This window comes from Chromohalobacter sp. 11-W (assembly GCF_029889905.1).
Taxonomy (GTDB): domain Bacteria; phylum Pseudomonadota; class Gammaproteobacteria; order Pseudomonadales; family Halomonadaceae; genus Chromohalobacter.
On record NZ_JARANZ010000010.1, the window covers coordinates 90250 to 112811 of the forward strand.

General features: G+C 58.8%; 21 protein-coding genes and 1 tRNA gene. 14 read left to right on the top strand and 8 right to left on the bottom strand.

The genetic code is table 11. The features are described from left to right. Positions 1–9 precede the first annotated feature (9 nt). The 3 genes from xdhC to xdhA are packed head-to-tail and all read right to left on the bottom strand — an operon-like array spanning position 10 to position 4743. Entirely contained in the window at positions 10–876 is an 867-nt protein-coding gene (xdhC, locus tag OP494_RS14130) for a xanthine dehydrogenase accessory protein XdhC (protein WP_247640670.1), read from the bottom strand. Next, the gene (gene xdhB / locus OP494_RS14135; protein WP_280541692.1) at positions 873–3317 is read right to left on the bottom strand and encodes a xanthine dehydrogenase molybdopterin binding subunit; all 2445 of its coding nucleotides are present in this window, start codon (positions 3315–3317) and stop codon (positions 873–875) included. Before xdhB ends, xdhC begins: the two co-directional genes overlap by 4 nt. Continuing rightward, positions 3301–4743 (bottom strand): xanthine dehydrogenase small subunit, encoded by a 1443-nt coding sequence (gene xdhA / locus OP494_RS14140; protein ID WP_280541776.1) that lies wholly within the window; start codon positions 4741–4743, stop codon positions 3301–3303. The genes xdhB and xdhA overlap by 17 nt, the downstream gene beginning before the upstream one ends. Positions 4744–4989: 246 nt before the next feature. On the opposite strand from xdhA, the gene OP494_RS14145 reads away from it, so the two are divergent. The 3 genes from OP494_RS14145 (at position 4990) to OP494_RS14155 (ending at position 6333) form a co-directional block, all read left to right on the top strand. Further along, complete coding sequence (locus OP494_RS14145; protein ID WP_280541694.1) at positions 4990–5676, top strand: TetR/AcrR family transcriptional regulator; 687 nt, start codon at positions 4990–4992, stop codon at positions 5674–5676. Continuing rightward, the gene (locus OP494_RS14150) at positions 5673–6104 is read left to right on the top strand and encodes a hypothetical protein (RefSeq protein ID WP_040243480.1); all 432 of its coding nucleotides are present in this window, start codon (positions 5673–5675) and stop codon (positions 6102–6104) included. Before OP494_RS14145 ends, OP494_RS14150 begins: the two co-directional genes overlap by 4 nt. Before the next feature lie 94 nt (positions 6105–6198). Further along, positions 6199–6333, top strand: coding sequence for a hypothetical protein (locus OP494_RS14155; RefSeq protein WP_280541699.1), 135 nt, complete (start codon positions 6199–6201; stop codon positions 6331–6333). A gap of 93 nt (positions 6334–6426) precedes the next feature. Here the strand turns inward: OP494_RS14155 and OP494_RS14160 are convergent, their stop codons facing one another. The 4 genes from OP494_RS14160 to OP494_RS14175 form a co-directional block, all read right to left on the bottom strand. After that, positions 6427–6630 carry a hypothetical protein gene (locus OP494_RS14160; protein WP_280541701.1) on the bottom strand — a complete coding sequence of 68 codons (204 nt, stop codon included), beginning with the start codon at positions 6628–6630 and terminating at the stop codon, positions 6427–6429. Positions 6631–6919: 289 nt separating this feature from the next. After that, entirely contained in the window at positions 6920–8464 is a 1545-nt protein-coding gene (locus OP494_RS14165; protein WP_280541704.1) for a DUF4041 domain-containing protein, read from the bottom strand. A 307-nt stretch (positions 8465–8771) separates the two neighbouring features. Continuing rightward, positions 8772–9155, bottom strand: a complete 384-nt coding sequence (locus tag OP494_RS14170; RefSeq protein WP_280541707.1) for a TM2 domain-containing protein — start codon at positions 9153–9155, stop codon at positions 8772–8774. Positions 9156–9405: 250 nt separating this feature from the next. Beyond that, positions 9406–9482: transfer RNA gene (locus tag OP494_RS14175), tRNA-Pro, on the bottom strand. Between the two features lie 249 nt (positions 9483–9731). On the opposite strand from OP494_RS14175, the gene OP494_RS14180 reads away from it, so the two are divergent. Further along, complete coding sequence (locus OP494_RS14180; protein WP_280541710.1) at positions 9732–10115, top strand: CidA/LrgA family protein; 384 nt, start codon at positions 9732–9734, stop codon at positions 10113–10115. 2 nt (positions 10116–10117) lie between these two features. Next, positions 10118–10846, top strand: a complete 729-nt coding sequence (locus tag OP494_RS14185) for an LrgB family protein (protein WP_280541779.1) — start codon at positions 10118–10120, stop codon at positions 10844–10846. A gap of 123 nt (positions 10847–10969) precedes the next feature. Here OP494_RS14185 and OP494_RS14190 read toward each other — a convergent pair whose 3' ends face one another. Continuing rightward, positions 10970–12415, bottom strand: coding sequence for a DASS family sodium-coupled anion symporter (locus tag OP494_RS14190; protein WP_280541712.1), 1446 nt, complete (start codon positions 12413–12415; stop codon positions 10970–10972). Positions 12416–12615: 200 nt separating this feature from the next. Between OP494_RS14190 and OP494_RS14195 the strand changes: the two genes are divergently transcribed. From OP494_RS14195 to pheT, 9 genes are all read left to right on the top strand, one after another. Further along, positions 12616–13083: a DUF2489 domain-containing protein gene (locus OP494_RS14195; protein ID WP_280541715.1), complete on the top strand. Its 468-nt coding sequence runs from the start codon at positions 12616–12618 to the stop codon at positions 13081–13083. 21 nt (positions 13084–13104) lie between these two features. Next, a complete protein-coding gene (locus OP494_RS14200) occupies positions 13105–14256 on the top strand; it encodes an amidohydrolase (RefSeq protein WP_280541718.1) in 1152 nt (383 codons plus the stop codon). 264 nt (positions 14257–14520) lie between these two features. Then, positions 14521–15402 (top strand): OmpA family protein, encoded by an 882-nt coding sequence (locus OP494_RS14205; protein ID WP_280541721.1) that lies wholly within the window; start codon positions 14521–14523, stop codon positions 15400–15402. Between the two features lie 269 nt (positions 15403–15671). Next, entirely contained in the window at positions 15672–17567 is a 1896-nt protein-coding gene (gene thrS / locus OP494_RS14210; protein WP_280541723.1) for a threonine--tRNA ligase, read from the top strand. 37 nt (positions 17568–17604) lie between these two features. Further along, complete coding sequence (infC, locus tag OP494_RS14215; RefSeq protein ID WP_257125275.1) at positions 17605–18144, top strand: translation initiation factor IF-3; 540 nt, start codon at positions 17605–17607, stop codon at positions 18142–18144. A gap of 82 nt (positions 18145–18226) precedes the next feature. Next, positions 18227–18421, top strand: coding sequence for a 50S ribosomal protein L35 (gene rpmI / locus OP494_RS14220; RefSeq protein WP_040243463.1), 195 nt, complete (start codon positions 18227–18229; stop codon positions 18419–18421). A 52-nt stretch (positions 18422–18473) separates the two neighbouring features. Continuing rightward, the gene (gene rplT / locus OP494_RS14225) at positions 18474–18827 is read left to right on the top strand and encodes a 50S ribosomal protein L20 (RefSeq protein ID WP_040243460.1); all 354 of its coding nucleotides are present in this window, start codon (positions 18474–18476) and stop codon (positions 18825–18827) included. A 294-nt stretch (positions 18828–19121) separates the two neighbouring features. After that, positions 19122–20141 (top strand): phenylalanine--tRNA ligase subunit alpha, encoded by a 1020-nt coding sequence (gene pheS, locus OP494_RS14230; protein ID WP_280541727.1) that lies wholly within the window; start codon positions 19122–19124, stop codon positions 20139–20141. 26 nt (positions 20142–20167) lie between these two features. Next, a complete protein-coding gene (gene pheT / locus OP494_RS14235) occupies positions 20168–22549 on the top strand; it encodes a phenylalanine--tRNA ligase subunit beta (RefSeq protein WP_280541730.1) in 2382 nt (793 codons plus the stop codon). The last annotated feature ends 13 nt before the right edge of the window (positions 22550–22562 follow it).

Here is a 22562-nt window from a genome sequence, read left to right on the forward strand (position 1 = left end):
CGCCCGACCTCAGAGGCACGCACCCTGGCCGGTGACGTGGTGCCAAGTGGTGGGCAGTACCCCACGCTGTGGCGCGTGGACCTCAGCCGGGGCCAAGGTCAGTAATTCGGCGGCGATGGCCAATGCGATCTCGTAGGGACGTTTGCCGCCCGCGCCGGGAATACCGATGGGGCAGCGTACCCGCGCCAGGGCGGTCGCGTCGTGCCCGGCATCGCGTAGGGGACGCTGGAAACTCGCCCACTTGCTTTGCGAGCCGATCAAGCCGATGGAGGCTACACCGCCATGGCCGAGCAGGGCGTCGATGAGGCGGCGGTCCTGAGTGTGATCATGGGTCATGACGAGTGCATGGACACCGTGCGGCAGGCTTTCCAGGGCCGTCTCGATGGCGTTCTCGTCGAGGCGATGACAATCGACGCGTGGCGAGGGCGCAAGTGCCGTGAAGACGTCGGCACGACTGTCGAACCAGTGTATCCGCCAGGGAAGTGGTGCCAGCAAGGGCACGAGAGCCTGCGCGACGTGGCCGGCACCGAATATGGCAATGTGATTCTCGGCACCCGCGAAACACTCGAACAGCAAGCTGACATGCCCGCCGCAACACTGCCCGCTGCGTCCGCCCAGGGGGAAGGCTTCGAGATGTGGCGTGGTCGTTTGCTCTCCACGTGCGCTGGCGGCGAGCATGTCGCGTGCGCAGGCGATGGCCTGATACTCGAAGCGGCCGCCGCCGAGCGTGTCGTGGCTGGTCTCGACGGTCACCACCATCTTGGCACCGGGCTCGCGCGGCGTGGAGCCTTCGGCGCCGACCACGCTAATCAGTACATGGGGCGTGGCATCGGCTTGCAGACGGTGCAGGGCGCTGTGCCAAGTTTCGGCGCTCATTGCGGCGTCTCCGCTGGCGTCTTCGTTGGCGTCTTCGCTTCGGAGGCTTGGCGCAGGGCCTGCGCGGCGAAGAGCACGCGCTCCGGCGTGGCCGGCGTATCCAGGGCGGGACTCACGCGATAATCGGCGAGGCTCGACAGTGCGTCGCGGAGCGCCGACCACACCGAGATCGCCAGCATGAAGGGCGGCTCGCCTACCGCCTTGGAGCGGTACAAACTGGCCTGCGAATTGGGGAGTCCCTCGAGCAGTGAAACACGAAAGTCGGGCGGGGTATCGCCGATGGTGGGGATCTTGTAGGTCGCCGGCCCGTCGCTCAGCAAGCGACCGGTGGCGTCCCACTTGAGTTCCTCGCTGGTCAGCCAGCCCATGCCCTGAATGAAACCGCCTTCGACTTGGCCCGTGTCGATCGCCGGGTTCAGCGAGTCGCCGACGTCGTGCAGGATATCCACGCGGGCGACGCGATATTCGCCGCTCAGCGTGTCGACGATGACCTCCGAGACGGCCGCACCATGCGCATAGTAGTAGAAGGGGCGCCCTTGGCCGGTGGCGCGGTCGTAATGAATCAACGGCGTGGCATAGAACCCCGTCGCCGAGAGTGATACGCGCCCCAGGTAAGCGGCTTGGACGAGCTCGCCCCAGGCGATGCGGGTTTCGTTCTCGCCGCTCTCGCTACTACCGGCGACCAGCTCGCCGCCTTCCAAGCGCATGTTGTCTCGGATGAGCGGCTGTCCCGGAAGCGGGTCGGGAAAGAAATGCTCGGCGGCGAAATCGAAAAGCCGCTCGCGCACCTGGATGGCTGCGTTGCGGGCCGCCATGCCGTTGAGGTCGGCGCCGCTGGAGGCGGCGGTCGGCGAGGTGTTGGGGACCTTGTCGGTGCGCGTGGCGGAGATGCGCACGGCACTGTTGTCGAGGCCCAGCTCACGGGCCACGACTTGCCCGACCTTGGTGTGCAACCCCTGGCCCATCTCGGTGCCGCCGTGATTGATCATCACGCTGCCGTCGGTATAGATGTGCAACAGCGCCCCGGCCTGGTTGAGGTGCTTGGCGGTGAACGAGATGCCGAATTTGACCGGGGTCAGTGCTAGGCCCTTCTTGAGGATCGTGCTTTTGGCGTTGTAAGCGCGGATGGCATCGCGTCGTGCCCAGTAGTCGCTGTCGGCTTCGAGCCGCGAGACGACCTCGTGCAGCAGGGCGGTCTGCTCGACGTGTTGTCCGTAATGGGTGACGTCTCGGCCGGGACGGTAGAGGTTGCGCTTGCGGATGGTCAGTGGATCTTCGCCTAGATGCCGCGCGATATCGTCCATGGCGCGCTCGACGATCATCATGCCCTGGGGGCCGCCGAAGCCGCGAAAAGCGGTATTGGACGGGTTGTGCGTCCGCGCGGGAATCCCGGTGACCCGGGCGTCACCCAGCGAGTAGGCGTTGTCGGCATGGAACATGGCACGGTCGACGATGGCTTCGGACAAGTCCGGCGAGTGGCCGCAGTCGCCGATGGTCGTGATCTCGCCTCCCAGCAATATGCCCTGAGCGTCGCATCCCAGTCGATAGCGGTTATGAAAGGGATGGCGCTTGCCGGTGGCGCGCATGTCATCGCCGCGCGGCAGGCGTAGGCGAATGGCGCGCCCGGTGCGGCGGGCCAGCAGCGCGGCAAGGCACGCCCACGGCGCGGCCTGGGTTTCCTTGCCGCCGAAGCCGCCGCCCATGCGCCGCACTTCGACGGTCACGGCATGAAATGCCACGCCCAGCACCTCGGCAATGAGTTTCTGCACTTCACTGGGATGCTGGCTGGAGGTATGCACGATGACCCCATCGTCCTCATTGGGCAGTGCCAGACAGGCTTGTCCCTCGAGGTAGAAGTGCTCCTGCCCACCGACGAATTGTTCGGCCTCGAGCACATGCGCGGCTTCGGAAAGCGCCTGTTGCCAGTCACCGCTTTGCTGAACATGCGGGGGGCGGACCCATTCTTCGGCCTCGGCGGCAGCCACGGCGTCGAGTTGCGCGGGCTGAGCGTCGATCTCGACCTCGGCAAGTGCCACGGCACGGCGGGCCGACTTGAAATCGGTGGCGGCCACCGCGAATAGCGGCTGCCCGACATAGCGCACTTCGGCATCGGCGAGTAGTGGGTCACCCGGAAACACGGGACCGACGTCGGTCTTGCCGGGGATATCGGTGACGGTGATGACATCGATGACGCCGGGGGCACGGCGTACCGCGTCGAGGTTCAATCGTGTAATACGGCCGCGTGCGGTCGGGCTCAGTCCCTCTGCGACATGAAGTGCATCCGCCGGCGCGGGCTGATCGTCGAGATATCGCGCGCGACCGGTGACATGCAACGTGGCGCTGTCATGCGCAGGGGCATGTCTGGCATCCCTCTGTGTGGCGGGGCGGTCGGGTGTTTCAGGGCCGGTCGGCGGGCGTGAGAGATCAGTGAGCGTACGCATCGAGGCAGACCTCCTGGGCAGCGTCGTGGTCGATCGTCAGGCGCAGGCGTTCGAGCAAATTGGCAGCCGCGAGCCGGCGGTAGGCGGCGGAGCCACGCACGTCGTCGAGCGGATTGAAGTCACGCGCGAGGGCTTGGCGAGCAGTATCGAAGGTTGCTACGTCGGGAGGGTGTCCCTCCAGGGCGGCTTCGGTGGCCTGGGCGCGTCTTGGCGTGGCATCCATGCCACCGAAGGCCAGGTGAACATCGCGCATACGACCATTATCCTCGCGCCAGGCAAAGGCGCCGAGCACTGCCGAGATATCGTCCTCGCGGCGTTTGGAGAGCTTCCAGACCTCGAGATGTTGATCGCTTTCGGGGCGTGGCAGAAAGATGGCGCGGATGAATTCGCCGGGCTCGAGGGCGGTGCGCTTGTAATCCAAAAAGAAGGCATCAAGCGGCATGGTATGGGCACCCTCGGGGCCTTCCAGCGCCAAGTGGGCATCGAGTGCGAGCAATATCGGTGGCGTGTCGCCGATAGGCGAGGCATTGGCGATGTTTCCGCCCAGAGTGCCGCGATTGCGTATCTGTGCGGAGCCGAGGCGCCGTAATAGCCGGGCGAACGCAGGGTAAACCTCGTCGAGCAGCGGTTCGAGGCGCGCGTAGGTGACGCTAGCACCGATCCACCAGCCGTCGGGTGTCTCGTCGATTGCCTGCAATTCGGCGACACGGCTCACGTCGATCAGAGTCTCGAAAGCTTCGAGCCGTTGCGTGGCCTCGAGCCACAGGTCGGTGGCGCCGGCCACTAGGCGCGCTGTCGGATATTGGCGACGTAGCGCGTGCAAGGCCTCCAATGTGTTCGGGATGGCATAGCCGGTGGCCTCGAGCGTGTTCCCCAGGGCCGCGACATCGTTGTCGAGCCTTGGGTCATCCGCCCAGGGCGGGCGCACGTCGGGCTGATCGGCCATATGGCGTGCGGCCTTCTGGATGGGGCGGTATCCCGTGCAACGGCATAGATTGCCGCCCAGGGTTGCCTCAAGACATGCATCATTGAGCGCGACCGGTGACTGGCGCTGGCGTTCGTGGAGTGTGAACAGTGACATGACGATGCCGGGAGTGCAGAAACCGCACTGACTGGCATGGCATTCGACCATGGCGGCCTGGACGGGATGCAAGGCGTCACCGCGTGCGAGCCCCTCGACGGTGACGAGATGCCGGCCCTGCAGCTGATGGGCCGGGGTGATGCAGGCATTGGTGCTGTGATAGTGCAAGCGACCGTCTCGGTCCGGCTCGCCGATGGCGACCGTGCACGCGCCGCAGTCGCCCGAGGCGCAGCCTTCCTTGGTGCCGGTTCGCTGCAATTCGTTGCGCAAGAGCTCCAGAATGCTGGTTTCCGGCGCTAGCGGTGCGCAGCGTTGCGCTTCGCCATTGAGATAAAACTCGATCATCGGAGTGTCCATCGGGTTGTCGTTGTGATCCGAGGCGCGCACTGCGCATGTCGATATGACCATGTGGTCAACTCTGTTAAGCCTTAATCAAAATGGCGCGTATGACAAGTCCCTTTTGCGCTTGTTTATCGCGCGCCGAGGTGGGGTGAATCGATCGCTAGATAGCGGCGGCAAGGCGTTGGTGTGCGTTGCACTGTCGACGCTCGCTGGGGCAGACTTCCCTACCGGCAAACAAAGAGAGCGGCCATGACATCGATGAATTCACCCGAGTTGGGAACACGGGCACGCAATGAAAGCGTGATTCTCGAGGCGGCCGAGCGCGTGTTCGCGAGCCATGGTTATCGAGGTGCGAGCGTGCAGGCCATCGCTGAAGCGGCTGGGCTGCCTAAATCCAACGTGCTGTATTATGTGGGCAGCAAGCGCAAACTGTACGTGGCGCTGCTCGAGCGTATGATGGCGCGCTGGAACGCCATGCTTGACGATATTGGCGAGGACGATGATCCGGGTGAGGTGCTGGAAGGCTTCATTCGCAGCAAGATGCGACTGACGCGGCAACATCCCCAAGGCTCTCGGTTGTTCGCCGCCGAAGTGCTTCAGGGCGCGCCTTTTCTGCAGGAATATTTGCACGGCGAGCTGCGCGAGTGGGTGCGCTCGCGGGCGCGTGTCTTCGAGCGCTGGTCGGAAAAAGGCTTGATGGATCCCGTCGATCCGGTGTGGCTGATTTTCTTGATCTGGTCGGCCACCCAGCACTATGCAGATTTCGAGGCGCAGATACTGGGCATTACCGACCAGGGTGCGCTTGGGGAAAGCGATTACCGTGCGATCACCGACTTCTTGTGCCATGTCATTCTCAAGGGATGTGGCGTCCGACCGCCATCCGACGTTGACAGCGAGCGTCATTACCAAGATATCCAAGGTAAGGAGACAACATGAAACTCTGGGGCATTTTGCTCCTGGTCAGCGGCGGCTTGCTCGACGATTCATCGTCGCTGCCGGCGCAGCCCCCCGATAAGCCAGGGGCGATCACGGCGCAGATCGCACGCGATCATTTGCAATGGACGTCGGCGACCGATGAAGAAATGTATCTGGCCCAAGCGAGCGTTAGAAAGCTGCTCAAGTATCCCGCCACTGCGGTTTTTCGCGATATTCGCGCCGTCGGCCCTCGCGTCGGTGGGCCGTCCAATCGCGTGGTGTGCGGGCAGGTCAATGCACGTTGCGAACGTGGCGATTATCTGGGCTATCGCCTTTTCGTGGCACGCCAAGGGGCGCAGGCTGCGATCATGTCGTCGAGTCTGCATCGCAGCGGATGGGATCCCAACGCCGTGGCAGCGGCCTTGATCGAGTGGCAGAAGATGGCTTGACCGGTACTGGGATGCATGGGCCTGTGTGCATCAGGATGCATTCAGCCCTATGTAACTCAGTTCCGTACAGGAATCTAACGGTTTTGGAGATGCCATGAAGGAACTACCCGGAGCACTGCTCGGCATCATGATTGGGTTGGTCACGTGGTTAGTGATGGGCAATGTGCTGGCGGGCGTCATTGCTGGCATCGCCGGCGGAATCGGGTGGGATCTATGGCGCCATCGTTAGAAGCAGAGGCGTCATGGATGACTGCTTGGCGCTGAAGCGTCTTGTGTGCAGTCGAGACGGCTTGGCAGTCATGACCAAGCCGTTTGGGGATGATCATTCCACGCTAGGGTCGTCGTCCGCGTCGCCTGTTTTGACCTCGTTGTCGGACGCCTTCATTCGCTGACGCTCGGCTTCAGCATGTTCCATGCTTTGGTAAAGCCCCAGACTCACGCCCGTGTCGCTATCATAGACTTCATAGCGGACGTCGTTCTCGTCGGGACTGGTGATTTTCCGTATCTCAATGGCGTCATGCAGCATGTTGGACCTCACTGGAATGGCGGTAACTGAACATGGGACTCGTCATGTCGACGAGTGTTCCAGGCAATCATCACCATGATGCTAACACAACGAAAAACCGCCGCTATGGTTGACCCATAAGCGGCGGTTTTTCTTGAATCTTTTGGTCGGAGCGACTGGATTCGAACCAGCGACCTCTGCAACCCCTATTTAACTCTGCTTACGTTGGTAAGTGATTGCCAAGCATAAGGAAAAGCCAAAATTGAAGTTGCATGGTGGATATTATACACCCTGTGGTGGCGGGGTGTGTTCAGGAGACGGCTTCCAGCGCTTGTTGCGCTATGGCCTGTGATTCGCGGTACTCCCAGGCTTCGGCCGCCATGGTCCAATGGACTTCGAGGTGCTGCTTCTCAACTGCTTCGCGCACCTGGGCCAGCGACACATTGAAAAACTCCTTGCGGGGATTGATACGATTGACTTGGTGCTCGACAAACTGGCGATGCAGTGCGCGTTCTAGAGTCGGCGCATCGTCCGAATAGATCATAGCGTGCACATCGAATGAGAAGGGCACACTGGCATCTCCCAATTCCTTGACGCGGTCGAGTGGCTCGAGACGGCGGGTCATCCCGATTTTGAAGACGTGTTCACCGAACGAACCAATGTTGGAGATAATATAGACATGTCCGCTCTTGGTCTGTTGGGCCATAGAAAGGGCGCGTTGCCCGCGCGATTCGGCTTCTTCTAGCTGCTGTTCGAGGGCTGCCAAACGTGCTTGATATTCGACACGTTCTTCCTCGGTAGCGCTTTCTACTTGCTTGCGGGCTTCTTCCATGGCCTTGGCCAGCATGCGTTCTTCCTTCTCGGCTTGCTTGATAGCCTTCTCCATATCGCGCTGGGCTTTTTCCTCTTCACGAATCTGATCGCGAATGGCTCGCTGTTCTTCTTGATCTTGCTTGCGTAGCTCCATAGCCGCCACTGCCCATTTCAGCTCTTCCATGCGGGCTTGGAGATAAAGATCAGTAATGCGTGCGTTTTTGAATGGCTTGCCGTTGTGGTTAACCAGGCTGTGCGCGTCGAGGATGGCCTGATGGAGCTTGCCGTAATTGTCGTGCTTGACCTTGGAGAGGATGGAGTCGACCTTCCCGTTGAAAGCATCGACGGCAAAGTGGATGGCAAAGGAGCGACGGGTTGGTTCCTTGTAGTCGCAGTCGCCGGCGCGGCCATTCTTCGCCATGTCGCGGCTATGTTTGCGAGCTTGCTTGAGCCGCTCGCCGGCATCTTTGTGGGAAAAGTCCTCGGCTAAGTCGTCGAGCAGGCTGGTGTTCGGCACAATGTAGTCGTCATGGTAACCCTCGATGACATTGCGCATGGCCTTGGCGGTCTGCTCGTAGAGCTTGGCATTCTCCACCGCTTTCAGGGCGTCGCCTGCCGTCTCCTCGGCCTGGCGCCGTGCCTCAGCAACGATCTCGGTAGCACGGCTATCGGCATTGGCCATGATGTTCTCGGCCTTTTCGCGTATCTCTTTGCTTTGCGTGCGCGCTTCTTGGAGAAGTTGTTGTTTCTCGTCTTTCGCCTGTTGGCGCACATCGTCGGCGTCTTGCTGTGCTTTTGCTTCCAGGCTGGCGCTGTGGCGCTTCGCATCCTCGCGTACAGCCTCGGCCTGTTGCCTTAATTCCCTTGCCTGTTGATGTGCCTCATGCACGTCCTGATACTGCCAAAGATGCTCGACGGACTGCCTGAATGTCTCGAGTTCTGCCTGCTTACGATTTCGTGAGCGGCGAAATATAAGCGCGGCAGCCCAGCCAGATGCGATTAGTGCGAGGATAACAAGCAGTGTTATGGAGGTTTCGGACATTATTTTCCCCTAAGGTTCCCTGCGATGGGTTCTTACCGCCGGGTATTGTGGCAAAATGTAACCACAGGGTCTTTAGAAAATATTAATTAAAATCCGCCGCGATCAAGCCATGTCAAAATACGGCCTCGGCTGTCGCGAGGGCTTGATAAAGCCCGGGGTGGGATGAGTCCGGTGGTACTGGTGTTTAACCTGAAGCGGCTGATGCGGCATCAACAAAGAATACAATGAGATCGCCCTGCAAAAGCGGGGCGATACAAAAGGCCTGTAATGCGGGATCTTTGCCGAGTGGGCTCAACGCCGTGTGAAGCTATGTGTTGTATCTTTCATCGAACCGCTCATCACTCATTGAAAGTAAAATGATGAACTCGATGAATGCGACAAGAGCTGGGATGAACGTCCAACAAAAAAGAAGATAAATCACTCCGGACCCAATGGATCCCAGGTAAAACCGGTGAGCGCCGAATCCACCTAGGAAAAAGGCCAGCAAGGCTGCAACCACTTTACTTCGGTTATGCTTGATCGTTTTTTTAATAACGGCCCCGCAGCTTGGGCAGTTAACGGCAGAGGCATGAAGCTGCTTGCCGCAGCCGTGGCAGTATTTTACATCACCTGCAACATGAGCTTGTTGTGCCGCTTCGCTTTGAGTGATCTCTTGAGGTTCTGAATTCTGAGGGCTTGCTTCTGTCTTCATCGACGTTCCCTTGCAATATCTTTTATTGGCCAATCAGCACTGGCAGCATGATAGTAACCAGCTTGCTCTATGTCCGCAAACTAAAACAGCAAGTGTCTATATATTATCATCATCGGGGTTAGCCGCCGAGTGGGTGATTCAAGTGAATGCTGCACGTGCCAGCGATCAGAAGAATTTTGCCCGTGTTTTACCGTCAACGAAAAACCGCCGCTATGGTTGACCCATAAGCGGCGGTTTTTCTTAACAATCTTGGTCGGAGCGACTGGATTCGAACCAGCGACCTCTGCAACCCCATTGCAGCGCGCTACCAAGCTGCGCCACGCTCCGTTAACGTCCTTTCGGAAGGCTTTCAAACCGATGCCGCCCGTGGAACGCTGCGTATACTACCTCGGCTTCCGGGAAATGAAAACCCTTGATAGCGCTTTTTTTTCAACTGCTTGCCAGTGCCCGGTCATAATGAATGTCCGGCCATGAAAGGTATAAGGCAGCGTGGTGACGCGCTATGAACTGAAGTGTCCTGCAGCATGAGTTAGACGAAAGATGTAGAATGTGGCCGTTTCATGTGGAGATGACGCAATGCCTCTTATTGCAGGAATGAGCGTGCTGCTGGGGTGTCAGTTTCTTGGCGAAATCCTGGTGCATGGTCTCCAGCTTCCCGTACCGGGCCCCGTCGTGGGCATGGTAGTGCTCTTGGTTGGGTTGATGATCAATGGACGCGTACCTAAGGGCTTGCGCACGAGTGGTGAAGGACTACTGCGCTACTTGACGCTGCTCTTCGTACCCGCGGGGGTGGGAGTCATGGTGCATTTCGATCTCATCAAGGCGGACTTCTGGCCCATCATCGTCACGCTCGTGGTGTCGACCGCCTTGACCCTGGCTGTCACGGCAAAAGTAATGTCGTGGTTGACGCGCTCGATACCCAAAGACCCGCGTGACGAATGCCGGGAGGAGCGTCCATGAGCATGCCCGTTCCCGTGCTTGATCAATTATGGGTATATCTCTCCGCCAGCCCGTTATTGCACTTGCTGGTGACGTTGCTGGCCTTCATGGGGGCAAGTTACCTCAATCGTCTTCTGGGCGGCACGCCTTTCTTGCATCCTGTCGTGCTTACCATCGCGCTGATCATTGCCTTTCTGACGCTGACGGATACCGATTATGCGACGTATTTCGAGGGCGCTCAGTTCATTCATTTCCTTTTGGGGCCCGCGACCGTTGCCTTGGCCATTCCCTTGTATGACTACCGGGAACGCGTCAGGCGTCTGCTGGTGCCAATATTGCTTAGCTGCGTCGCGGGGATCGTGACGGCGGTGACTTCAGCCGTGGGGGGCGCGATGCTCATGGGGGCCAGTCGTGAAACCGTGTTGACCCTGTCGCCCAAGTCGGTGACATCCCCCATCGCAATGGGGATCGCAGAGAAGCTGGGCGGCATTCCGTCGCTGGCGGCAGGGCTGGTGCTGATCACAGGGTCCCTCGGATGTGCTTTGGGGCCTGTCATCTTCCGCTTAGTCAGGGTACGCGATCCCAGTGTTCAAGGCTTTACCATGGGTTTGGCGGCGCATGGCTTCGGGACGGCCTATTCCTTTTCTTCGATCGGCGCAGCGGCGGGCGCCTTTGCAGGACTGGCGATGGGCCTTACAGGGCTGCTGACGGCTTTCATTCTGCCGCCTCTGGTGCATCTGTTCGGGCTTTAAATATTTTTATACCGTTATCTTTATCCGCCTGCATAAATTGAACCGAAGGGTTGAGGCATATAAAAGCGCGGCCACGCCGAACAAGGCGTGGCCGCGCTTTTGATCGATTGCACTCTTAGATGCTCACGCCCATAGAAGGCGAAGCAAGGTTACAGTGATCAAAGTGATCAGGAGTGTGCCGACGATGTTGAGTAGTAGCCCGGCGCGGATCATCGATTGGATCTTCATATGACCCGTCGCGAACACGATAGCATTGGGTGGAGTCGCAACCGGCATCATGAAGGCACAACTGGCGGCAATGGCGGCGGGCACCGTGATCAGGAGCGGGTCCATGTCCAGCGAGATGGCAAGCGCGCCGAGAAGCGGCAAGAAAGCCGCTGCCGTGGCCGTGTTCGAGGTGACTTCGGTCAGGAAGATGATGACCAGCACGATGATGCCCACCAGCATCAACACCGGGAACACACTGAAGATCGAAAGCTGTTGAGCGATCCATTCGGCCAGGCCGGAGCTCTTGATCATTCCTGCTAACGCTAGGCCACCGCCGAAGAGAAGCAGTACACCCCAAGGAAGCTCCTTGGCGCTATCCCAATCGAGCAGCGCGCCGCGTGCCTTGTCTCCACTAGGAACGAGAAACAACCCGATACCGGCAGCCAGGGCAATGGTGGTATCCGATAGCCAGTCGAGCCCGACCTGATTCAGGAGAGGGCGAAACATCCAGGCGGCAGCGGCAATGAGAAAGATCAGACCGACCCGGCGCTCGGCGGCGGTCATGGTGCCGAGCGATTCGAGTTCACGGCGAATCATGTCCTCGCCATCGTCGCTTTGCTGCAAATCAAACCCTTTATAAGTCAACCACCACCAGGTCACGGCCATCATCACGATGCTGACTGGCAAGCCGATGGTCATCCACTGGGCGAAGCCGATATCGATGCCTTCGCCGGAGAGGTATCCCGCGAGCAAGGCATTGGGTGGGGTGCCGATGAGCGTGGCGACGCCGCCTATACTGGCGGAATAAGCAATGGCCAGCAGCAGGGCGGTGGCGTAGCGCGAGACTTCACGTGAGTCACCATCGCCCAACAAGCTGACGACGGACATGCCAATGGGCAGCATCATGATGCTGGTGGCCGTATTGGAGACCCACATGCTGATGAAGCCTGTGGCGATCATGAACCCCGCGATCTGCTGGCGTGGTTTCTGGCCGACGATACTGAGGACTTTCAAGGCGATGCGTCTATGCAGGTTCCAGCGCTGCATCGCGATGCCCAGTAAGAAGCCCCCCAGGAAGAGATAGATGATAGGGTCGGCGTAACTGGCGGCCACGGCATCGAGTTCGTCGATGCCCAACACCGGGGCGAGCACCATGGGAAGTAACGAGGTCGCGGGGATGGGAATGGCCTCGGTGGCCCACCATGTGGCCATCAAAAGTGCAAAGCCGACGCATGCCCATGCCGCTGACGACATGCCGGCTGGCGCGGGCACGACCAGGCATAGGATGACCCATAGCGGCCCCAGCCAGAGGCCGATTTGCGCAGCGCTAAGGCCGCGGGCGTCGTGAGTAGTCTCGCTCATGAATTGCCTCCTTGAAGGCGGCGAATGATTAATTGGCTTACGATACTCGTCATACTACTAAGGTATTAAGTCTCGGTGGCTTAGTCATTGGTCTAAGCCTCTTATTCGGCTTTTCCGACATGGCTTGTTGCAACGCGACAAGCTCGGTAATGTCCGCGCTCGTTGCCGATTAACTAAACGTATTCGATTGAGGTGCGACCATGTCCGTAGTGGTGGGCTGGAGCTTGGTGGTGTTAGCGGTGCTGGTCGTCGCTGGTTTGGTGGGATATGCATGGCGTTTATGGCGGGAAGTGCAGCGCCGCGAAGCGGCACGCCGAGAGGAGCTCGCGCGGGCTCATCGCAATTGTCTCGAGAGCCTCGAGGCGATCGCGACGGCTATGCTGGGGGATCAAGTCGACCTGGTAGAGGGGGCGCTTCGCTGCAAGGTGATGCTCGATATCATCGACCCCGCGTTGCTTGAACGCGAAGATTTCAAGATCTTTGCCGAGGTTTATCGGCGTACGGAGCATCTGCACACGCATTCTGCGCGCCAGGACTTGTCGGCAAAACAGCGCTTTGCGGAGGATCGCGAGCGCATCGCGCTACAGGAAGAGCGCTATACGGCGCTCCATGAGGCGGCGCAGCAGGTTCTGGTATTCAAGCGCGAGTGGCCGGCAGGCTTGCAGTGAACCATGACGTAGGAGAAGGGCATGGGAGATCGTTTTATGTCGCTTGACCCCACGGAAATCCGCCGGCGTTTGCACGCTGAGCCGGAGTTGTCCGGGCAAGAAGTCGCTACGGCGCGACGCATCGTCGAATGGCTTGAGGAGGCAGGGGCGACGCGCATCGTGACCGGCTTGGGAGGGCATGGCGTAGCGGGGATCTTTGCCGCTGAATGCCCTGGGCCGCGGGTAATGTTTCGTGCCGAGCTCGATGCGCTTCCCATTGGCGAGACCGCAGAGGTGGCATGGCGGTCGAAATGCGAACACGTGGCGCATAGCTGCGGTCACGATGGTCATATGGCGACATTGCTTGGACTTGCGCAGCGTTTGTCGGAAAAGCCACCGGAACGTGGCGAAACGGTATTGCTGTTTCAGCCCTCCGAGGAGACCGGGCGAGGCGCCCGGGGTGTCGTCGAGTCGTCACGTTTCGAGGAAATCGCCCCCGATCATGTGTTTGCGCTGCATAACTTGCCAGGTGAACCGCTAGGTGAGGTATCAATACGGGCGGGGGCATTCACGTGCGCATCGCGGGGATTGATCATACGTCTCAATGGGTTATGCACGCATGCAGCCCATCCTGAGCAGGGGCGTAATCCGGCTTTGGCAATGTGTCGAATTCTGCAGGGGCTAAAGCGTCTGCCGCAGCAATTGCCAGATGATCAAGGGCTGGTCATGGTGACACTGATTCATGCGCGACTGGGTGAAGTTGCCTTTGGCACGTCGCCGGGTCAGGCCGAGGTGATGGCTACTCTGCGCACCGAAGACGATGCGATGATGCGTGCCCTGGCGGAAGCGGCCGTATCGCTGGCCCGTGTCGAAGCCGAAGAAGACGATCTAGGAATCGAAATCGATTGGTGCGATGTCTTTCAGGTGACCCACAATCATCCGCGTGCCGTCGAAGCGATACGTGAGGAAGCGAATGCCTTGGCATTACCGCTGCGTGAGCTGCCTGCAGCGCATCGCTGGTCGGAAGACTTCGGATGGCTGGCTGCGCAAGGCGAGGGGGCGTTGTTGACCTTGGGCGGTGGCGAGCAATGCCATCCCTTGCATCATCCAAGCTATGATTTTCCAGATGCCATGCTGACTCCCGGCATCGACTTGTTCGAACGCCTGGTCAGGCGCTACCAGGGGAGTGAATGATAGTTGTACAAGAATGAGACATCAGAATCTCATTCGTTCATTTGGGTTTGCATCAATTCCGATAATGCATAATGATGAAGGGGCATTCATTGGTAGAAGCGCTGGTAGAAGGTAAAGCACTGGCTAAACGAAAGGCTTTGTGCTTTCTTTTTTGATGAGAGAAGGTCGAAAAGTCTTTCTCCCACCGGGAACCGCTTCTATACTCGGACCCCGCTGGGTAACGTCCCGTTACGACTAGCGCTGTGTTAAGAAGGAGTCTTACATATGAAAAAATCTACGACTGGCTTGCTGCTCGGTTCCGCGATGATGGTCGGCCTTTCAGGCTGTGCCACTTCGGGTTCTCAGTCCATGTCCCATTCCGATGACCAAGCATGGTACAAGTCACCTTTCGTCTGTGGCCTGGCCGGCGGCTTGATCGGCGGTGGCATTGGCTATGCATCGAGCAGTGACTCGGACGAAGATACCGGTGCTGCACTTGGTGGCGTCGGCGGTGCGACGGCAGGGGCTTTGCTTTGCGCTGATTATTCCGACAAGGTAGTGGACAGCGATGGCGATGGCGTTCCCAATGACCGCGATCAGTGCCCCAATACGCCTGCTGGCGTTGCGGTAGACGCCCAGGGTTGCCCGCTTGATAGCGACGGCGATGGCGTTCCGGACTATAAAGACGAATGCCCGGGAACACCGGCAGGTGTCGACGTCAACGCTCAGGGCTGCCCGCTAGATAGCGACGGCGATGGCGTTCCGGATTATCAGGACCAGTGCCCCAACACACCGGCAGGCGAAGAAGTCAATGCGCTAGGCTGCCCGGCAGACTTGGTGCTGCATGACGTGAACTTCGAGTTCGACTCCGCCAAGCTCACTAGCGATGCGGAAGGCATTCTCGATGGCATTGCCGATAAGCTGGCTGCCAACGAGAGCGTCAATGTGCGCCTGGAAGGCTATACCGATTCTGTCGGTAGCGCTTCCTATAACAAGGATCTTTCTCAGCGTCGTGCCGACTCTGTGAAGGATTACTTGGTTTCCAGAGGTGTGGATGGCGATAACATCACCACCATGGGTTATGGCGAGCAGGATCCGATCGCCACCAACGAGACGGCTGAAGGCCGCGCTGAAAACCGTCGCGTTGAAATGGGCGAGCAAGAGTAACGATTGCTCGGTTCATGATCGAAGAAAGGGGGCGCCTTCGGGCGCCCCTTTTTAGTTGGGCCACAGGCATGACTGGACGGCATTTCGCCGGCTTGCTAGTGTGCACGGTTAATCGTTTCATGCGTTTGTGTTGCCTTCCATCTCAGTCACGGGGCCGCAGGCGTATGACACGCAAGAGGAAGTAGGCCAATACTTCTCTCATTGTTTTTCATCTTCATCGTTTCATGTGGTCCCTGGTATGGGCCACCACTGAATATAAGGGACCTTGCATGCCCATCGTGACCCTGCCTGATGGCAGTCAGAAAACTTTCGATTCCCCCTTGTCCGTCATGCAGCTCGCCGAATCCATCGGCACGGGGCTTGCCAAGGCCTGTGTGGCGGGAAAGATAGATGGCGTTGCCGTCGATGCGGCCGACCTGATAGAGCGTGACGCCGAGGTCAGCATCTTGACCGCGCGCGATCATGAAGGGGTGGAAATTATCCGCCATTCCTGCGCTCATCTTCTGGGACATGCCGTCAAGCAGCTTTATCCCGACGCTAAAATGGCGATCGGGCCGGTCGTGGACGATGGGTTTTATTACGATATCGATTTCGGACAGTCGATCTCGCCGGACGACCTCGAAGCGCTCGATAAGCGTATGAAGGCGCTTATCGAGCGTGAATACGATGTCGTTCGTGAGTATGTGACGAAAGAACAGGCCCTGGCGACTTTCGTTGAGCGTGATGAGCCCTACAAGCAGGAAATCGTCGAAGGTATTGCCGATGGTGAGAGCGTTCGTCTCTATCACCATGAAGAATACATCGATATGTGCCGTGGGCCGCATGTCCCGAATACGCGGCATCTGAAAGCATTCAAGCTGACCAAGCTGGCGGGTGCCTATTGGCGAGGTGATGCCACCAAGCCGATGCTGACGCGCATTTACGGTACAGCCTGGCCAGACAAGAAAGCTCTGAAGACCTACCTCCAGCGTTTGGAGGAAGCCGAGAAGCGAGATCATCGTAAGTTGGCCCGCAAGCTCGACTTCTTTCACATGCAGGAAGAGGCGCCGGGCATGGTATTCTGGCATCCGCGAGGCTGGACGCTCTGGCAGACCGTCGAGCAGTACATGCGTAAGGTCTACAAGGACAGTGGGTATCAGGAGATTCGTTGTCCTCAGATCATGGATGTTTCGCTGTGGCAGAAGTCCGGTCACTGGGATAATTACGCCGATAACATGTTCTTCACCGAATCGGAAAAGCGCGAGTATGCGCTCAAGCCGATGAACTGCCCTGGGCATGTGCAAGTCTTCAATTCCGGCCTGCGCAGCTATCGCGAGCTACCGGTGCGTTATGGCGAGTTCGGTGGTTGCCATCGCAACGAGCCTTCTGGCGCCTTGCATGGCATCATGCGTGTCCGCGCCTTTACCCAGGACGACGGCCATGTGTTCTGCACCGAGGCTCAGGTCGAGTCTGAAGTGACGGCCTTCCATCGCCAGGCTTTGGAGGTCTATCGTGATTTCGGTTTCGATGAGATTGCCGTCAAGATTGCGTTACGTCCCGAGAAGCGTCTGGGGAGCGACGAGAACTGGGATCGAGCCGAAGAGGCGTTGCGTACCGCTTTGGGGCGCTGTGACGTGCAGTGGGAAGAACTTCCGGGTGAAGGGGCTTTCTACGGGCCTAAAATCGAATATCATATGCGTGATTGCCTGGGCCGCGAGTGGCAGGTTGGCACGATGCAGGTCGATTTCATGATGCCGACTCGTCTGGGGGCGCAATATGTGGCCGAAGACGGGTCTCGTCAGGCGCCGGTCATGCTGCATCGCGCTATCGTGGGATCAATGGAACGTTTCATTGGCATCCTCATCGAACACTATGCCGGGGCCATGCCGTTGTGGCTTTCGCCGCTGCAAACAGTGGTCCTGAATATCACGGATGCTCAGCGCGATCACGCCGAATCGGTATCGCTGCGTTTGCAGAAACTCGGTCTGCGTGTCAAGACAGACTTGAGGAATGAGAAGATCGGCTTTAAAATTCGCGAACATACGTTGCAGAAGGTCCCCTATCTCCTTGTGGTTGGGGATAAGGAAGTCGAGGCCGACTCGGTAGCTGTGCGTACGCGCGGCGGCGAAGACCTAGGCAGTATGACGGTGGACGCTTTCATCGACAAGGTGCAGGCCGAGCGGTAATAGCGACATCTTCCAAGGCAAAAGTGGAGACGGAACCATCAAGAGAAGCAACCCAAGAGGGCGCCCACAGGAAAAGCGCCCACCAATGAACGAGCGGATTACCGAAGATCAAGTTCGCTTGATCGCCAGCGACGGTGAACAGCTTGGTATCGTGCCGACCAGCGATGCCTTGGAGCGTGCCGAAGCGGAGGGTATGGACCTCGTACAGATTTCCAATGCCGACCCGATCGTTTGCAAGATCATGGATTACGGCAAATTCATCTTCGAGCAGAAGAAGCAAAAAGCTGCTCAGAAGAAGAAAACCAAGCAGATCCAGGTCAAGGAAGTAAAATTCCGGCCCGGTACTGACGAGGGCGATTATCAGGTGAAGTTGAAAAACCTGATTCGTTTCCTCGAAGCGGGCGACAAAGGTAAGGTCACGCTACGTTTTCGAGGTCGTGAAATGGCGCACCAGGACATCGGCCGCAAGCTGATGGAACGGATTGCCGCTGACCTCGAAGACATGGCGTCTGTCGAGTCCTTCCCCAAGATGGAAGGCCGTCAGATGATCATGATCCTGGCGCCCAAAAAGAAGTGATCCGTTGGCAGTTGAACGGGCAATCGGTACCGCCGATTGCCGGCCCCGGGTTTTCTGAAGAAACCGAGTGGAGTTTTCCCTCATGCCGAAAATCAAGAGTAACAGTGGCGCTGCGAAGCGCTTCAAGAAGACTGCCCATGGCTTCAAGCACAAGCAGTCCTTCCGCAGTCACATCCTGACCAAGAAGTCGACCAAGCGTAAGCGTCAGCTGCGCGGCATGAAGCAGATTCATGATGCCGACAAGCAACTGGTTCAACGCATGCTGCCGAACCTCTAAGTACTTGTATTCAAAAGTACAGGTTGTCGATTTTAAAAGTCAGGAGTAAGCCATGACTCGTGTTAAGCGTGGTGTCGTCGCTCGTCGTCGGCACAAGAAGATTCTGAAGCAGGCCAAAGGCTATTACGGCGCTCGTTCGCGCGTCTTTCGCGTTGCCAAACAGGCGGTCATCAAGGCGGGTCAGTATGCCTATCGTGACCGTCGTCAGCGTAAGCGTCAGTTCCGTGCGCTGTGGATCGCGCGTATCAATGCGGCATCTCGTGCCAACGGTCTGTCCTATAGCCGCTTCATCGCCGGTCTGAAGAAGTCCGGCATCGAGATCGACCGCAAAGTGCTGGCCGATCTCGCCGTCCATGAAAAGTCTGCCTTTGCCGCGATCGTCGACAAGGCCAAGGCTGCTCAGTAATGGCCGGGTGAGACGTTCTTTATGAGTGTCTCATCATGCGCATGAAGCCGCAGGGGGAGAGCAGCCGCTCTTCCCCTGTTTTTTTGTCTGGGCCATCACTTCATATGCGATGGTCTATCATGGGCACTTAGGGAAATGCTGAATAAATAGACGAGCGGGATGAAGCGCGAGGCGCATGGAACACAGAACACGAGACATAACATGGGGTTAGGCGAGTGTTCGAGTACCACGCAACGACGCGATTCGCTCGTGTAGGCATTTATGCAGCGTTTCCTTAGCATCGGAGCTAGACGGATGGACCACCTCCCACAACTGGTCGCCGAGGCTCGCGCCGCTATCGAGCGCGCGCAGGATGTCCAGGCGCTCGACGAGGTTCGAGTGCATTTTCTGGGCAAGAAGGGCGAGATTACCGCGCTTCTCAAAGGTCTTGGTCAACTGCCGCCGGAGGAGCGCCCCAAGGCGGGAGAGCGCATCAACGAGGCCAAGCAGACTTTATCGGGTGAGCTCGAGGCGCGTAAGCAAACGCTTAAAGATGCCGAGCTCGATGCACGCCTGGCACGAGAGCGCATCGACGTGACCCTGCCTGGCCGAGGCGAGCCGACGGGTGGTTTGCACCCGGTGACGCGTACGCTTGAACGTATCGAATCGCTATTCGCACATATTGGGTTCGATGTGGCCGTAGGCCCCGAAATCGAAGACGACTATCATAATTTCGAAGCGCTCAATATTCCCGCGCATCATCCGGCACGGGGCATGGCCGACACCTTCTATTTCGATGCTTCGCGGTTGTTGCGTACGCACACGTCACCGGTTCAGGTGCGTACCATGAAGGAGCAAGCGCCGCCGATCCGCATCGTCTGCCCGGGGCGTGTGTACCGCAGCGACTCCGATCTGACGCATACACCGATGTTCCATCAGGTGGAAGGCTTGCTGGTCGATGAAGGCGTCAGCTTCGCTGATCTCAAGGGCACCATCGAAGACTTTCTCAAGGCTTTCTTCGAACGTGAGACGCTTTCCGTACGTTTTCGGCCGTCCTATTTTCCGTTCACCGAACCCTCCGCCGAGGTCGATATTCAGTGCGTGATGTGCGGTGGCGGGGGCTGTCGCGTCTGTTCTCATAGTGGCTGGCTGGAAGTCATGGGTTGCGGCATGGTCCACCCCGAAGTCTTTCGGCATTCAGGGATCGATGCCGAGCGCTATACGGGATTCGCCTTCGGCATGGGGGCCGAGCGCTTGACCATGTTGCGCTATGGGGTCAATGACCTGCGGCTGTTTTTCGAGAACGACTTGCGCTTCTTGCGCCAGTTCGGCTGATCTGCGACTAGGACACAGGAAGAAACATGAGATTTTCCGAAACATGGTTGCGCGATTGGGTGTCGCCCGAACTCACGACGCAGGCGCTTGCTGACCGGATCACGATGGCCGGGCTGGAAGTCGACGCTATCGAGGCGGTGGCCGGCGATTTCGAGGGTGTCGTCGTCGCCGAGGTGGTCGCTAAAGAGCCTCATCCCAGTGCCGACAAGCTGAATGTCTGCCAGGTCAATGATGGTGGCGATGAGCCGGTGCAAGTGGTGTGTGGCGCTCCCAACGTAGCGGTCGGTCAGAAAGTACCTTTCGCCCGGGTGAATGCAACGCTTCCCGGCGATTTCAAGATCAAGAAGGCCAAGCTACGCGGTGTGGAATCGCGTGGCATGATTTGCTCGGCCTCTGAACTCGAGCTGGAAGAAGGTACCTCGGCGGGCATCTTGGTGTTGTCCGGCGAGGCGCCCATCGGCGCGTCATTGCGCGATTGGCTGGCGCTTGACGATCATGCCATCGAGGTGGATCTGACGCCCAATCGTGGCGATTGCTTGAGCCTCAAGGGGTTGGCGCGTGAAGTGGGTGTGTTGAGCCGTCTACCGGTAACGGCGCCGAATACCGACATGGTAACGGCGTCGCATCAAGCGTCGTTTCCGGTACGTGTCGAGTCGCCAGCGAAATGTCCGCGTTATGCGGGGCGCATCATTCGTGGTGTCGATGTCTCGGCGAGCACTCCGCTATGGATGTCCGAGCGCTTGCGTCGTAGCGGCGTTCGCACCATCGACCCGATCGTCGATGTCACCAATTACGTGATGCTCGAACTCGGGCAGCCGATGCATGCCTTCGACTTGGCCAACTTGAATGACGCCATCGTGGTCCGCGAAGCGCAAGACGGGGAGCGCTTGACGTTGCTCGATGGCCAGGAAGTTGCCCTGCGCGAGGGCACTCTGGTGATCGCCGACGCAAAGCAACCGTTGGCGATTGCCGGGGTCATGGGCGGCGAGTCCTCAGGCGTGAATGCCTCGACGCAGGATATTTTCCTGGAGTCGGCGTTCTTCTCGCCACTGGCAGTGGCGGGGCAGGCGCGTTCTTATGGCTTGCATACCGATGCGTCGCACCGTTTCGAGCGCGGCGTCGATCCGCAATTGGCACAGGTCGCCATCGAGCGGGCCACTCAGCTACTGTTGAGCATCGTCGGGGGGGAGCCGGGCCCCGTGACCGATATCATGAGCCCCGACCATTTGCCGCTGGGCCGTGAAGTGGTCTTGCGTCGCGAGCGTCTCGACCAGTGCTTGGCGCTGGTCATGGCCGGTGACGATGTCGTGGATATCCTGTCGCGCCTTGGCATGCGTGTCGGCGCCATCGACTCGGGATGGCGGGTGACGGTGCCTAGCTGGCGCTTCGATATCGCGCTGGAGGAAGATCTCATCGAAGAGCTGGCGCGTATTCATGGCTATGACCAAGTGCCCGTACGACGTCCTTCCGCGCGCTTGAAGTTGAGTGCCTCCAACGAGGCACGCCAGCCACTGGCGCGTCTGCGTCGACACTTGGTGGCTCGGGGTTATCAAGAAGCGATTACCTATAGCTTCGTCGCCCCCGAGCTGCAAGAGGCGTTGACCCCGGGGGCGGTGGCACCGTATCTGGCCAATCCCATCTCGTCCGATATGTCGGTCATGCGGGCGAGCTTGCTACCTGGGCTGGTCAAGGCGCTGAGTCACAACCTCAATCGCCAGCAAGCACGTATCCGTCTGTTCGAAACGGGACTCGTGTTCCGTGGCGAGTTGGATGATCTCGAGCAGGTGGCGATGCTCGGAGGCATTGTGTGTGGGCCGAGACGGCCAGAGGGGTGGTCTTCTTCTCGCGAGGGCGTCGACTTCTTCGATCTCAAGGGGGATCTGGAAAGCCTGATGGCGTTGACTCAGCAGCCTGATGCATGGCGTTTCGATGCCGGCGAGCATCCGGGGATGCATCCCGGTCAGACGGCGCGGATTTTGTGTAACGACCGTCATGTGGGCTGGGTCGGTGCCTTGCATCCGGGAGTGCGTGCCAGTTTGGGCATCAAGACCAATGCCTTTGTCTTCGAGCTGGAGTTGGAAGCGCTGACTCAGGGTAAGCTGCCGGCCTTTACGCCTCTGTCGCGGCATCCGGACGTGCGTCGCGATCTAGCCTTGGTCGTGAGTGACGATGTGCCGGTCATGGCCTTGATGGACGTCATGCGCGAGCAGGCCGGGGAATGGCTGGTCGACATGCGGCTTTTCGACGTCTACCAAGGCGAGGGGATTGAAAAAGGCCACAAGAGTCTTGCCTTGGGCTTGACCTGGCAGCATCCTTCGCGCACGCTGAATGACGATGAAATCAATCAGTTAGTCGATGCCATCGTCGGCGAGGCGAAAACGCGCTTCGCGGCGGTCCTGAGGAGTTAATCCTATCAGCCGT